Raw genomic sequence first — 13294 nt, forward strand, 5'->3', positions numbered from 1 at the left:
GATCCCCGACAGTCGTCCCGTTCTCGGCCCTCGACCCAGCAGACAGCAGACCCCGGGCTCCTGTCCTGGGACCGCCCCGTACCCCCCTCCGGGCCGCGAGGGGCGTCGGACCCGGAGGGGGAGGGGACATGCGGTACCGGCGACGGACAGCGGAGGGTGTCCGTCAGATCCCGTCGCCTCTCGCCCGGCGATGCAGGAGCCAGGTACCGCCCGCGGCGGCGACGGCGAGGGCCGCCACACCGGCCGCGGTCTGCACGGGATCGGGGCCCAGTGCGCCGCCGACCCCCGTCTTCACACTCCCTCTGGGATGGACCTGCTGGTGCCCGGCCGTCAACGTGACGACCAGGTCACCGGTGATCCGCCGACCGCTCCCGGTGCACGTCGCCGTGATCTCGTACGTCCCCGGCTGCGCGCTCGGCGGCACCCGGAACCGCCCGGTCGCGTCCTGCTCGTGCGGGCCCGGCGCGAGGCTGAGGGGACCGGCCCCGACCGCGCTGGCGTCACCCGTCGCCGTGCCGCCGTCGCCGCAGGCCGCCGTGCGCACCGTGACCTGTCCGCCCGGGACGACCGAGGACGGGTACACCTCCACGTCACCGGCGGACGCGCCGTACGCGGGGGCGGCGGCGAGGGCCGCGGCGGCGACGGCGAGCGCGGTGCCGGTCAGCGGCCGGGCGGTACGTCGCATCGGTGCTCCTTCGAGCTGTTCGTTCGTGCACCTGCCCTTCCGAGGTAACGGGCAGCGAGACGACCCCGCTTTCTGATGGAGCGTCAGAATTGGGGTGAATGGGTGTCAGGGGGAGGTGGGCGGGGTGGCGTTCGTCGGTGTTTGGGCAGGTCACGGGCTGTCGGCGGACCGGTCGCGGAAAAGCGCGGGGCGCGCGTGTGAACGGGTGACCCGGACGCCGCGCGCATCCGCCCTTGACCTCAAGAAAGGTTGAGGTATGAGGCTGTGCCGCATGAACACAGCCGTTACGAACGCACCCGTCCCCGACCCGCCCGCGACCGAGCCCCTCCGGGTGACCCTCGTCGTCGGCAGCAACCGTCACGGCCGCTTCGGCCCGGTCGTCGCCGGCTGGCTCCTCGACCACCTCCAAGGCCGGGACGACCTGGTCGCCGAGGTCGTGGACGTCGTCGACGTCGACCTGCCGACGTCCTTCGAGCCGACCCCCGAGGCGACCGCCGCGCTGTCCGGCGTCACCCCGAAGCTGGCCCGCGCGGACGCCTTCGTGGTCCTCACCCCCGAGTACAACCACTCCTTCCCGGCGGGCCTGAAGAACCTCGTCGACTGGCACTTCGGCGAGTGGCGGGCCAAGCCCGTCGCCCTCGTCTCCTACGGCGGACTGGCCGGCGGCCTGCGCGCCGTCGAGCACCTCCGGCAGGTCTTCGCCGAGCTGCACGCCGTGACGGTCCGCGACACCGTCTCCTTCCACAACGCCGGCGCGTCCTTCGACGACGCGGGCACCCTGCACGACCCGTCCGGCCCGGACGCGGCGGCCAAGGCCATGCTGGACCAACTGGTGTGGTGGGGCCTGGCGTTGCGCGAGGCCCGGGCGAAGCGGCCGTACGCGGGCTGAGCCCGCCCGCCCTCACCCCTGCCCGCCCCCTGTCACCCCCGCGCCCGCCAGTCACCGCCCGCGATCGGCCTCCCGCTGGTCCGGAGCCGGGCGGCGACGGCGGGCGCGGCGACGTACACCCAGGCCCGGACAACCGCTCCGTCCGCGTCGCGCACGACCTTCCGCTCGACGCGTTCGTACAGGCTGCGCGGGTCGCCCGGCACGTAGTCCTCCAGCCGGTCCAGCTCGGCGAGCAGCTCCGCGTACGTCTGAGGGTGTGCGGTCACCAGCTCCCCGCACACGACCCCGCCGCCCGGCTCCTCGACCGCGTAGGGATAGCCCGGCCCCTCGTACAGCACCGCGCCGGAGAGCCGTCCCGGTACCTCGGAGCGGGTGCGGCCGCGCAGGAAGAGGTCGTGGTTGACCTCGCCGGGGCGGAGGGTGCCGTAGACGAAGAAGGGGAGGGTCACAGGAACGATTCTCCACCCTCACACACCTCCACACCGGGCCTATGGACATGACATGTCCGGGCCGCCTTAACTCGCGGTCAACATCAACGCCGCACCCGGTCGACCCCACGCGACCGGGTGCGCCCGTATGAGGAGACCGATGAGTCGGATACGTCACGTCCGGGGGTCCCGTCTCGCCGTCGCGGGGGCGGCCGTCACCGGCACCGCCGCCCTGCTGGCCGCCGCGCTCTCGCCGAACGCCCTGGCGGAGGACCGGCCGACCCGGTCCGACGCGATCGACAGTGCCGAGACGGTCCTCGCCGACCGGGCCGCCGAACTGGGCCTCACCTCGGCCCAGGAGACCAAGGTCCGGGACGTGGTCGTCGACGAGGACGGCACCCGGCACGTCCGCTACGACCGCACGTACCACCGGCTCCCGGTCCTGGGCGGTGACTTCGTCCTCCATCTGCACCCGGACGGCAGCTACCGCGGCACGAGCCGGGCCACGAAGTCCGCGCTCTCCCTCAAGAGCGTCACCCCGAAGGTGAGCGCCCCGAAGGCCGCCGACCTCGCCGCGAGCCTGCTGCGCGCCGCGCACCTCGGCGAGACCCTGAAGAAGCTGACCGCCCGGCCGCGGCTGGTCGTCGACGCCCTGCACGGCGCCCCGAAGCTGGCCTGGCAGACCGACGCGGTGGCGCACGACGGGCTCGGCAACCCGGTCGGGCGCACGGTGCTGACCGACGCGACGACCGGCGACCGGATCGACGCCTGGGACACCCTGGAGTCGGCGTCGGGCGACGGCAAGTCCCTCTACGGCGGAACGGTTCCGCTGGAGACGACGAAGTCCGGGTCGTCGTACCAGCTGAAGGACGCGACGCGGGGCGGCACCTATACGGGCGACGCCGCGAACAAGACGGACCTGTGCCTGCTGACCGTGTGCCTGAACCGGGCCCCCGCGACCGTCTTCTCGGACGCCGACAACCACTGGGCCACGGGTCAGGCCTCCGACCGCGCGACGGTCGCGGTGGACGCCCAGTACGGCACGGACGTCACCTGGGACTACTTCAAGAACGCGCACGGGCGCAACGGCATCGCCGGCGACGGCAAGGGCTCGTTCAACCGCGTCCACTACGGCAAGGACTACAACAACGCCTTCTGGGACGACAACTGCTTCTGCATGACGTACGGCGACGGCGACGGCAAGCAGCTCGGACCGCTGGTGTCGCTGGACGTGGCCGGGCACGAGATGTCCCACGGCGTGACGTCGAAGACGGCGGCGCTGACGTACTCGGGCGAGTCCGGCGGCCTGAACGAGGCCACGTCGGACATCTTCGGCACGCTGGTGGAGTTCTACGCGGACAACGCGAAGGATCCGGGTGACTGGCTGATCGGCGAGAAGGTCGTGCGCTCCGGGCTCGGCCGGGAGGCCCTGCGCCGCATGGACAAGCCGTCGACGGACGGGAAGTCCGCCGACTGCTGGAGCGAGGGGCTGGCCGACCTCGACGTGCACTACTCCTCGGGCGTCGGCAACCACTTCGCGTACCTCCTCGCGGAGGGCAGCGGCGCGAAGACGATCAACGGCGTCGCCCACACCTCCCCGACCTGCGACGGCTCCGCGGTGAAGGGCATCGGCCGGGCCAAGCTGGGCAAGATCTGGTACCGCGCCCTGACGGTCTACATGACGTCCTCGACGGACTACGCGGGGGCCCGTACGGCGACCCTGAACGCGGCGAAGGACCTCTACGGCAGCGACAGCACGGAGCGGAAGGCCGTGGCGGCGGCCTGGAGCGCGGTCAACGTGGGCTGAGCCGCACCGGCACGGACAGGAAAGCCTAGGGCCGCACCGCCTCCAGTCGCACCGCGCACGCCTTGAACTCCGGCATCCGGGAGGTCGGGTCGAGCGCCGGGTTGGTGAGGGAGTTGGCGCGGCCCTCGCCCGGCCAGTGGAACGGCATGAAGACGGTGTCGGGGCGGATGGTGTTGGTGATCCTGGCGGGCGCCACGGCCCGGCCCCGCCGGGACACGACGGCCACCGGATCGCCCTCGGCCGCCCCGAGCCGGGCCGCGAGCCGCGGGTGCAACTCCACGAACGGCCCGGGCGCGGCGGCGTTCAGCTCCGCCACCCGCCGGGTCTGCGCCCCGGACTGGTACTGCGCCACGACCCGCCCCGTGGTGAGCAGCACCGGGTACTCGTCATCCGGTTCCTCGGCGATCGCCCGGTGCGAGACGGGGACGAAGCGGGCGCGTCCGTCGGGGGTGGCGAAACGGTCGAGGAAGAGGCGCGGGGTGCCGGGGTGGGCAGGGTCCGCCGTGTCCCCGGTGGCGGCCGGCGTGTCTCCCGTGGCGGCCGGCCTGTCGTCGGTGGAGGCCGGGCGGCCCGGCGCGCTCCCTTGCGCCCCGGGGCCGCCCGCCCCGTCCTCGGCCCCCGTCAGGCCCTCCGGCTCCACCGCCGGGCACGGCCAGAACACCCCGTTCTCCTCGACCAGCCTGCGATACGTGATCCCCGAGTAGTCCGCGGGGCCGCCCGCGCTCGCTCGGCGGAGTTCCTCGAAGATCTCCTCCGGGTCGGTCGGGAAGCCCTTCTCCACGCCCAGGCGGGCGGCCAGTTCGTGGAGGACCTCCAGGTCGCTGCGGACGCCGTCGGGCGGGGTGATGGCCTGGCGGCGGAGCAGGACCCTGCCCTCCAGGTTGGTCGTCGTGCCCGTCTCCTCGGCCCACTGGGTGACCGGCAGGACCACGTCCGCGAGCGCTGCCGTCTCCGACAGGACCACGTCACAGACGGCCAGGAAGTCCAGGGACTTGATGCGCTCCTCGATGTGCGCGGCACGCGGCGCCGACACCACCGGGTTGGACGCCATCAGCAGCAGCGACCTGACGTCCGTGCCCAGCGCGTCCAGCAGCTCGTACGCACTGCGCCCCGGGCCGGGCAGCGAGTCGGGGTCCACGCCCCACACCTCGGCGACATGCCGCCGCGCCGCCGGGTCGTCCAGCTTGCGGTAGCCCGGCAGCTGGTCGGCCTTCTGCCCGTGTTCGCGGCCGCCCTGCCCGTTGCCCTGCCCGGTCAGGCAGCCGTACCCGGACAGCGGGCGGCCCGCCCGGCCGGTCGCCAGGCACAGGTTGATCCACGCGCCCACCGTGTCGGTGCCCTTGGACTGCTGCTCGGGCCCGCGCGCGGTGAGCACCATCGCCGACTCGGGCTCGCAGAACATCCGTACCGTCTCCCGCAGTTCGGGAACGGACACCCCCGTGATCCGCTCCACGTACTCCGGCCAGTGCGCCATCGCCGCGGCCCTGGCGTCCTCCCAGCCCACGGTCCGCTCCTGGACGTACTCCTCGTCCACTCGTCCCTCGGCGATCACCAGGTGCAGCAGACCCAGGGCGAGCGCCAGGTCAGTGCCCGGCCGGGGCGCCAGGTGCAGGTCCGCCTGCTCGGCGGTCCTGGTGCGGCGCGGGTCGATGACGATCAGCGTGCCGCCGTTCTCCTTCAGCTCGGTGAGGAAACGCAGGGACGGCGGCATGGTCTCCGCGAGGTTCGAGCCGACGAGGATCACGCAGCCCGTCCTGGGGATGTCCTCCAGTGGGAAGGGCAGCCCTCGGTCGAGGCCGAACGCCTTGATACCGGCCGCCGCGGCCGACGACATGCAGAAGCGGCCGTTGTAGTCGATCTGGGACGTGCCGAGCACGACCCGCGCGAACTTGCCGAGCGTGTACGCCTTCTCGTTCGTCAGGCCGCCCCCGCCGAACACGCCGACCCCGTCCGGCCCGTACTCCGCGCGCGTCCGGCGCAGCCCCTCGGCGATCCGGTCCAGCGCCTCGTCCCAGGAGGCCGGCACCAGAGCGCCCTGCTCGCGCACCAACGGCGAGGTCAGGCGCACGTTCGAGGCCAGCACGGCCGGCGCCGTACGGCCCTTGCCGCACAGTGCCCCCCGGTTCACCGGGAAGTCCGTACGCTCGCTCACCTCGACGGTCCCGTCGGGCGCGGGCGTCAGGTTCATCCCGCACTGCAAGGCGCAGTACGGGCAGTGCGTGGGCGTGGCGGTGGTCTGCATACCGTTCAGCCTGCTTCCACCGTGTTACGCCCGGGACGGTTCCCTGTTACGCGGCAGGGACGGCAACCTCCCCGCCACCGCCCCACCGGCGTGAGGCACACGCCTGCCCACCTTCAGGTCGCCGCCGACCGGCACGGACGTTGCCTGTGCGACCAAAAACGTCACATGTGGCTCATTGCTCTCCTTTCTTGGCTGATCCGACCTAGTTGAGTGTTGAAGCAGCCGCACTACGCTCTCGCTACGCGCAGCGCTCGCACGACTCCGTACGGCGTTCGACACCCGGGCATGCCCGCCGCTCACGGCAGCATCCACCTGCGGCTCCGCCGCGTGTGGCCATCCGACACTCGAAACAGCCAGGAGGCCAACCGACCATGCCTCTGCGCCATCTGACCCCCCGTGACCGGCAGCTGTTCCGGCAGTACGGCCGGGGCCCCACCGTCCCCGTCCCCGACCCCCTCCTGCACCACGCCGTCGCCCGGCACGCCGCGGCCACCCCGCACGCCGTGGCCGCCGAGCACCAGGGCGCGCACCTCACCTACGGCGAGCTGGACCGGTACGCCGACGCCCTCGCCGCCCGCCTCGTCCGCGAGGGCGTACGCCCCGGCGACCACGTCGGCCTGTTCGTCCGCCGCTCGATCCCGATGCTCGTCGGCCTGCTCGGCATCCTGAAGGCCGGCGCCGCCTACGTCCCGCAGGACATCGGCCTCGCGCCCCCGGCCCAGCTCACCCACGTCATCCGCACCGCCCGCACCCGGGTCGTCCTCACCGTCGCCGAACACGCCCACCGGGTACCGCTGCCGGACGGCCACCTGCTGCTCGCGCTCGACGAGCCGCTGCCGTACGCCCCGGCCCCGCGCCCGCGCGTCACCGGCGAGGACGGCGCTTACGTCCTGTTCACCTCCGGCACCACCGGCCGCCCCAACGGCGTGAAGGTCACCCACCGCAACGTCGCCAACCTCCTGCTCACCGAGCCGGGCGGCCTCGGCATCCGCCCCGGCGACCGGGTCGCCCAGCTCCTCAACATCGCCTTCGACATGGCGGCCTGGGAGATCCTCGGCTGCCTCACCCACGGCGGCACCCTCGTCATCCGCGGCAAGGACATCGCCGCGGCGGCCCGCACCGCCGACGTGCTGATCGCCACCCCGACCGTGCTGTCGGGCCTCGACCCCGCCGGCTGCCCGCGCGTGCGCACGGTCGCCGTGGCGGGGGAGCCCTGCCCGCGCCCGCTGGCCGACCGCTGGGCCCGGCGGGCCGTCTTCCACAACTGCTGCGGCCCGACGGAGACCACGATCGTCAACACGATGAGCCGCCACGACCCGGCCGCCCCGCTGCTCACCATCGGCCGCCCCACCCCCAACAACACGGTCTACGTCCTCGACGCCGACCGGCGCCCGGTGCCCGTCGGCGAGCCCGGCGAGATGTGGGCGGGCGGCGACTGCGTCTCCGCCGGCTACCTCGGCGACGACGCCCTCAACGCCGAGCGCTACGCCCCCGACCCCTTCCTCGGCGGCGACCGCCGCATGTTCCGCACCCGGGACCTCGGCCGCTGGACCCCCGGCGGCGAGCTGGAGCACCTCGGTCGCACCGACGACCAGGTCAAGGTGCGCGGCTTCCGCGTCGAGCTGGACTCCGTCTCCGCCGTCCTGGAGACGGCCGCCGGCTGCACCCGCGCCGTCACCCTGAAGCGCGACGCCCGCACCCTGGTGTCCTTCGTCTGCCCCGCCGACATCGACCCCGACACGGCCCGCCGCGCGGTCGCGGAGGCCCTGCCGTACTACTGCGTCCCCGAGCAGGTCCTGCCCCTGGCGTTCCTCCCCGAGACCGACCGCGGCAAGGTCGACAAACAGGCCCTGCTGAGCATGCTCGAACAGCGCCTGGCGGTGGCCCGATGACCACGTCCCCGGCCCGGACGCGCCAGGACACGGGCGAGCTCCCGCCGCTCCTGCCCGCCCCCCGCCGCCTGCTCAAGCACCCCCGCCTGATGCACTACAACCGCCTCGCGGCCCTGGTCCTCCTGGCCAACGCGGCGTTCCTGTGGGCCGCGCGGCCCCTGGCCACGCCCACCCTCGGGCACGCCGCCCTCGCCAACCTCGCCCTCGCCGTCCTCGTGCGCCAGCAGTACGTCATCAACCTCTTGTTCCGGCTGGCGACTTCGGCCCCGGTGAGCTGGCCGCTGAAGGTCCGCTGGACGCTCGGCAAGGTGTACCACTTCGGCGGGCTGCACGTGGGCGGGGCGCTGGCCGGGGCGGCCTGGTTCCTGGCCCTGACGGTCGCGGTGACCCGCGCCGGAACGGACCTGCCGCTGATCACGGTGAGCTGGACCCTGGTGGCCCTGCTCGCCCTGATCGTCGCCACCGCGCTGCCGCCCTTCCGCTCCCGCCACCACGACCGGTTCGAGAAGATCCACCGCTTCGGCGGCTGGAGCGCCCTCACGCTGTTCTGGACCCACACCCTGCTGTCCGGCCAGGGACCGGTGCCGCTCGCGGTCCTCGCCGTCGTCACCTTCAGCGTGGCCCTGCCCTGGCTGCGGCTGCGCAAGGTGGACGTCCGCGTCGAACGTCCGTCGCCGCACGTCGCGCTGGCCCGCTTCGACTACGGCGAGACCCCCTTCGCCGGCTCCTCCACCGCGATCAGCCGCAGCCCGCTGACGGAGTGGCACTCCTTCGCCAACGTGCCCGCCCCCGGCCGCTCCGGCTTCCGGCTCACCATCTCCCGCGCCGGTGACTGGACCGGCTCCTTCATCGACGACCTGCCCTCGCGGGTGTGGGTGAAGGGCATCACCACGGCCGGAGTCGCCAACATCGAGGTCCTGTTCAGAAAAGTGGTCTACGTCGCGACCGGCAGCGGCATCGGCCCCTGCCTGCCCCACCTGCTCGCCGCGGAGGTCCCCTCGCGCCTGGTCTGGGCGACCCGCGACCCCCGCGCCACCTACGGCGACGCCCTCGTCGACGAGATCCTCGCCGTCCAGCCGCACGCCCTGGTCTGGGACACCTCCCGGCACGGCAAGCCCGACATGGTGCGCCTCGCCCACGCCGCGTACCGCGACTTCGGTGCGGAGGCGGTCATCTGCATCTCCAACAAGCGGCTGACCTGGCAGGTGGTGCACGGTCTGGAACGGCGCGGCGTTCCGGCGTACGGCGCGATCTGGGATTCCTAACCCAACGTCCAGGGAGCCAGGATGAACCACCTGAAAGTCGAACGGGACGGCCGCGTGGTGACCGTCCGCCTGCACCGCCCGCACGCCCTGAACGCGCTCAGCTCCGAGCTGCTCGCCGAACTCCTCGGCCTCCTCGGCCCGTTGGACCAGGACCCGGAGGTGGGCTGCTTCGTCGTCACCGGCTCGGAGAAGGTCTTCGCGGCCGGTGCGGACATCCGGGAGATGGCCGGCAGGTCGGCCGTCGACATGATGTCCGAGGACTACTTCGCGGCCTGGGAGGACTTCGCGGACCTGCGCACCCCGAAGATCGCCGCCGTGGCCGGCTACGCGCTCGGCGGCGGCTGTGAGCTGGCCATGATGTGCGATCTGGTCGTCGCGGGCGAGTCGGCCCTCTTCGGCCAGCCGGAGATCAAGCTGGGCGTGATACCCGGCATCGGCGGAACCCAGCGGCTGACCCGTCTGGTGGGCCGGGCCAAGGCGCTGGACCTGGTGCTCACCGGCCGCACGATGGACGCCCGGGAGGCCGAGCGCTGCGGCTTGGTCTCCCGCGTGGTCCCCGACGACCGGGTCCTCGCCGAGGCACTGGAAGCGGCGGCGGCCATCGCCTCGTACGGCCGTACGGCGGTCCGGGCGGCCCGCGAATGCGTCGACCGGGCCCTGGAGTCGGGCCTGCGGGACGGCCTCCGCTTCGAACGGCGGGTGTTCCACGCCCTGTTCGCCACCGAGGACCAGAAGGAGGGGATGACGGCGTTCCTGGAGAAGCGCCCCCCGCGCTTCCACGGACGCTGACGGTCACAGGACAGCCGGGGGCGGGACGCCCGCAGCGCGCCGGCCGCGCTCCCGCCCCCGGCCACGTTTTCCTTTCCCCCAGTTCGCGTCATCCGAGCGGCTGTTCGGCCGTGGTCAAGGCCCGCTCCACCCCTGGCTCCCGGGGGCCGAGGAACCGGGGGTCCGGCCGGAACACCGCGTCCAGAGCGGCCTTCCCGGCGGCGAGGATCTCCCGGGCGCCCCCGTAGTACCAGGTCGCGTCATGCACGGCGTCCACGCCCACCCCGTACGACTCGACACCCGCCGCCTCACACAGCGCCACCGCCCGCCGGATGTGGAAGCCCTGGCTGATCAACACGGCCTCGTCCACGCCGAAGATCTTCTTCGCGCGCACGCAGGAGTCCCAGGTGTCGAACCCCGCGTAGTCGCTGACGATCCGCCCGTCGGGCACCCCGTGCCGCGTCAGGTACACCCGCATCGCGTCCGGCTCGTCGTAGTCCTCGCGACTGTTGTCCCCGGTGACGAGCACCACCTCGACCCGCCCCTCGCGGTACAGCCCGGCCGCCGCGTCCAGCCGGTGCGCGAGGTACGGCGACGGCTCCCCGTCCCACAGCCCGGCACCGAACACCACGGCCACATCGGTCCGCGGCACGTCCGCCGCCGTCCGCAGCCGGTCACCCGCGACCACGTACATCCAGGTCGCCGGCAGCAACGCGAGCACGCACCCGGCCATCACGGCCTGCACCAGCCGCCGCTGCCCCCGCCGGGTACGCGGCAGCCGCGGTCTGCGGAACGTCACACGACGCATCGGACGGTCCCTCCCCAGGTCGGCCCCTCGACAGTCAGGGACGTCCTCCCGGGCCGCCCGGTTCATCCGGATACGCGTGACCAGCTTCACTCGTTACACGGAAACCCCAGGTCAAGCCGCCTCACACCGAACCTGTCCCACATCGTGAACCGCTGGAAAACACCCGTGACGCCCACGCAACGGGAAGGCAACGTGCGGCGGCGACCATCGGTGACATGCCCAGCCAGCTCAGCCTCGTCCCGCCGCCCGCCACGCGCCGCCCGGCCCCGCCCGCTCTCGTGGTCGTGGCGCACGGCAGCCGCGACCCCCGTGCGCTGAGCACCGTCCGCGCGCTCCTGGACCGCGTCCGCGCGCTCCGCCCCGACGTGCCGGTGCACCTCGGGCACATCGAACTGAACGCCCCCCTGCTCCCCGACACGCTCGCCGCCCTGGGAGACACGGAGGCGGTCCTGGTCCCCCTCCTCCTCAGCCGCGGCTACCACGTCAAGCAGGACATCCCGGAGATGGCCGCGGCCGCCGGGGCCCGCACCCACCTGGCGGCCCCCCTGGGCCCGCACCCCCTCCTGGTGGACGCCCTCCAGGCCCGCCTGACCGAGGCCGGCTGGCCCACGCACATGGACGAGGCGACCCGCCGCACCAGCGCCGTGATCCTCGCCGCCGCCGGCTCCCGCGACCCGGACGCCAAGACGGACACCGGCCGCACGGCCCACCTGCTCGCCGCTCGCCTGGGCGTCCCCGTCATCCCCGCCTACGCCTCCGCGGCGACCCCGACGGTCCAGACGGCCGTGCGCACCCTGATCGCGCGGGGCCGCCACCGCATCGCCCTGGCCTCCTACTTCACGGCCCCCGGACGCTTCGCCACGGAGTGCGCCCAAGCGGCCCCCTGGATCGCAGCGGCCCCCCTCGGCACCCACCCGTCGATGGCCCGGCTCCTCCTGCACCGCTACGACGAGGCCCTGGCAACCCGGGCTTTCGAGGAACCAGCACTGGCATCGGCCTGAAGGTGGCGCGGGGCTGTATTCGATATGCGGCTCCGCCGCGTGGGCGCGACAAGCCACACTCAACCCGCACCCGCCACACACCCGCACCCGGCAAACGCTCAGGCACACAGCACACCCGGGCCCGTACTGTCGACACATGGCAGGCACCTCACAAACCCCCCCGGCCTACGACCCGACGTCGGTCGACCGCTGGGCCCCGGAACCAGACAAGCGCCCCGGCCGCACCGCCTTCCAGCGCGACCGGGCCCGAGTCCTGCACAGCGCCGCCCTGAGAAGACTCGCCGGCAAAACCCAAGTGGTGACGCCCGGCACCATGGGCCCGGCCTGGGACGCCAGCCCCCGCACCCGCCTCACCCACTCCCTCGAATGCGCCCAGGTCGGCCGCGAGCTGGGCGCGGCCCTCGGCTGTGACCCGGACCTCGTGGAAGCCGCCTGCCTCTCCCACGACCTCGGCCACCCCCCCTTCGGCCACAACGGCGAACAGGCCCTCAACGAGTTCGCGGCGGACTGCGGCGGCTTCGAGGGCAACGCCCAGTCCCTCAGGCTCCTCACCCGCATCGAGCCCAAACGGTTCACCCCCGAAGGCTCCGTCGGCCTCAACCTCACCCGCGCCGCCCTCGACGCCGCCACCAAGTACCCCTGGCCCCGTGGCGCCCACCCCACCGACCCGGCGTCCCGCAAGTTCGGTGTCTACGAGGACGACCGCCCGGTCTTCGACTGGGTCCGCAAGGACGCCCCCGGCACCCGCATCTGCTTCGAGGCGCAGGTCATGGACTGGTCCGACGACGTGGCCTACTCGGTGCACGACGTGGAGGACGGCCTGCACGCCGGCCACATCGACCCGAACTGCCTGCACGCGGAACCCGAACGGCAGGACGTCTTCCAGGTCGCCCGGGACCGGTACGTACCGGCGGACACCGACCCCGCCGAACTCGCCGAGGCCCTGGACCGGCTCCTCGCCCAGGAGTGGTGGCCGCACGGCTACGACGGCACCGCCGTCGCCCAGGCCCGGCTGAAGGATGCCACCAGCCAGCTCATCGGCCGCTTCTGCCTGGCCGCCGAGACCGCGACCCGCACCGCGTACGGCACCGGACGGCTCACCCGGTACGCCGCCGAACTCGTCGTCCCGCGCGGGACCCGGATGGAGTGCGCCGTCCTCAAGGCCGTCGCCGACCTCTACGTCATGCAGCGCGCCGAGCAGGAACGCCTGCGCGCCGACCAGCGCGTCGTCGTCGCCGAACTGGCCGAGGCGCTCACCGCCCGCGCCCCGGACGGCCTGGACCCGCAGTTCCGCGCGCTGTTCGACCGGGCGCCGGACGACCGGGCCCGCAAACGGGTGATCGTCGACCAGATCGCCTCCCTCACCGACACCTCCGCCCGTTCGCTTCACGCCCGTCTGACGGGGCACGCATGAAACTGGCGGGAAACAGCAGACGGCACACGGGAAACAGGGGAGCCCGGCACGCCCGATCGTGACCCTCCGTGGCCTGATCGGGTCACTCCCCCTTC

At 73.2% G+C, this 13294-nt stretch carries 11 protein-coding genes; 7 read left to right on the top strand and 4 right to left on the bottom strand.

Annotated features, from left to right (window positions below):
• Window positions 1-163 precede the first annotated feature (163 nt).
• Window positions 164-685: a hypothetical protein gene (locus GTY47_RS38400; protein ID WP_010042221.1), complete on the bottom strand. Its 522-nt coding sequence runs from the start codon at window positions 683-685 to the stop codon at window positions 164-166.
• A 271-nt stretch (window positions 686-956) separates the two neighbouring features.
• On the opposite strand from GTY47_RS38400, the gene GTY47_RS38405 reads away from it, so the two are divergent.
• Window positions 957-1574, top strand: a complete 618-nt coding sequence (locus GTY47_RS38405) for an NAD(P)H-dependent oxidoreductase (RefSeq protein ID WP_050810265.1) — start codon at window positions 957-959, stop codon at window positions 1572-1574.
• Between the two features lie 32 nt (window positions 1575-1606).
• On the opposite strand, the gene GTY47_RS38410 is transcribed toward GTY47_RS38405, so the two are convergent.
• On the bottom strand, window positions 1607-2023 hold the full coding sequence (locus tag GTY47_RS38410) for a gamma-glutamylcyclotransferase family protein (protein ID WP_010042223.1): 417 nt from the start codon (window positions 2021-2023) through the stop codon (window positions 1607-1609).
• Window positions 2024-2162: 139 nt separating this feature from the next.
• On the opposite strand from GTY47_RS38410, the gene GTY47_RS38415 reads away from it, so the two are divergent.
• Window positions 2163-3809, top strand: a complete 1647-nt coding sequence (locus GTY47_RS38415; protein ID WP_010042225.1) for a M4 family metallopeptidase — start codon at window positions 2163-2165, stop codon at window positions 3807-3809.
• A 25-nt stretch (window positions 3810-3834) separates the two neighbouring features.
• Here GTY47_RS38415 and GTY47_RS38420 read toward each other — a convergent pair whose 3' ends face one another.
• Window positions 3835-6051 (bottom strand): molybdopterin-dependent oxidoreductase, encoded by a 2217-nt coding sequence (locus GTY47_RS38420; RefSeq protein ID WP_010042228.1) that lies wholly within the window; start codon window positions 6049-6051, stop codon window positions 3835-3837.
• A gap of 371 nt (window positions 6052-6422) precedes the next feature.
• Here GTY47_RS38420 and GTY47_RS38425 point away from each other — a divergent pair, with 371 nt between their 5' ends.
• From GTY47_RS38425 to GTY47_RS38435, 3 genes are read left to right on the top strand one after another with little or no spacing between them, the layout of a single operon-like run.
• Window positions 6423-7943: an amino acid adenylation domain-containing protein gene (locus tag GTY47_RS38425; protein WP_010042231.1), complete on the top strand. Its 1521-nt coding sequence runs from the start codon at window positions 6423-6425 to the stop codon at window positions 7941-7943.
• Entirely contained in the window at window positions 7940-9208 is a 1269-nt protein-coding gene (locus GTY47_RS38430) for a membrane protein (RefSeq protein WP_010042233.1), read from the top strand. Before GTY47_RS38425 ends, GTY47_RS38430 begins: the two co-directional genes overlap by 4 nt.
• Before the next feature lie 21 nt (window positions 9209-9229).
• Window positions 9230-9997: an enoyl-CoA hydratase-related protein gene (locus tag GTY47_RS38435; RefSeq protein WP_010042235.1), complete on the top strand. Its 768-nt coding sequence runs from the start codon at window positions 9230-9232 to the stop codon at window positions 9995-9997.
• Window positions 9998-10085: 88 nt separating this feature from the next.
• Here the strand turns inward: GTY47_RS38435 and GTY47_RS38440 are convergent, their stop codons facing one another.
• Window positions 10086-10784: an ElyC/SanA/YdcF family protein gene (locus GTY47_RS38440; RefSeq protein WP_010042237.1), complete on the bottom strand. Its 699-nt coding sequence runs from the start codon at window positions 10782-10784 to the stop codon at window positions 10086-10088.
• A gap of 215 nt (window positions 10785-10999) precedes the next feature.
• Here GTY47_RS38440 and GTY47_RS38445 point away from each other — a divergent pair, with 215 nt between their 5' ends.
• A complete protein-coding gene (locus GTY47_RS38445; protein WP_010042239.1) occupies window positions 11000-11785 on the top strand; it encodes a sirohydrochlorin chelatase in 786 nt (261 codons plus the stop codon).
• Window positions 11786-11921: 136 nt separating this feature from the next.
• On the top strand, window positions 11922-13199 hold the full coding sequence (locus tag GTY47_RS38450) for a deoxyguanosinetriphosphate triphosphohydrolase (protein ID WP_029181343.1): 1278 nt from the start codon (window positions 11922-11924) through the stop codon (window positions 13197-13199).
• Window positions 13200-13294: the final 95 nt, after the last annotated feature.

The organism is Streptomyces sp. SID5464 (genome assembly GCF_009862985.1).
Classification (GTDB): Bacteria; Actinomycetota; Actinomycetes; order Streptomycetales; family Streptomycetaceae; genus Streptomyces; species Streptomyces chartreusis_D.

Bases quoted from the DNA above. Each gene is read 5' to 3' on its own strand.
- GTY47_RS38400 (WP_010042221.1), bottom strand. From the start codon at position 685: ATGCGACGTACCGCCCGGCCGCTGACCGGCACCGCGCTCGCCGTCGCC.
- GTY47_RS38405 (WP_050810265.1), top strand. From the start codon at position 957: ATGAACACAGCCGTTACGAACGCACCCGTCCCCGACCCGCCCGCGACC.
- GTY47_RS38415 (WP_010042225.1), top strand. From the start codon at position 2,163: ATGAGTCGGATACGTCACGTCCGGGGGTCCCGTCTCGCCGTCGCGGGG.
- GTY47_RS38420 (WP_010042228.1), bottom strand. From the start codon at position 6,051: ATGCAGACCACCGCCACGCCCACGCACTGCCCGTACTGCGCCTTGCAG.
- GTY47_RS38425 (WP_010042231.1), top strand. From the start codon at position 6,423: ATGCCTCTGCGCCATCTGACCCCCCGTGACCGGCAGCTGTTCCGGCAG.
- GTY47_RS38430 (WP_010042233.1), top strand. From the start codon at position 7,940: ATGACCACGTCCCCGGCCCGGACGCGCCAGGACACGGGCGAGCTCCCG.
- GTY47_RS38435 (WP_010042235.1), top strand. From the start codon at position 9,230: ATGAACCACCTGAAAGTCGAACGGGACGGCCGCGTGGTGACCGTCCGC.
- GTY47_RS38440 (WP_010042237.1), bottom strand. From the start codon at position 10,784: ATGCGTCGTGTGACGTTCCGCAGACCGCGGCTGCCGCGTACCCGGCGG.
- GTY47_RS38445 (WP_010042239.1), top strand. From the start codon at position 11,000: ATGCCCAGCCAGCTCAGCCTCGTCCCGCCGCCCGCCACGCGCCGCCCG.
- GTY47_RS38450 (WP_029181343.1), top strand. From the start codon at position 11,922: ATGGCAGGCACCTCACAAACCCCCCCGGCCTACGACCCGACGTCGGTC.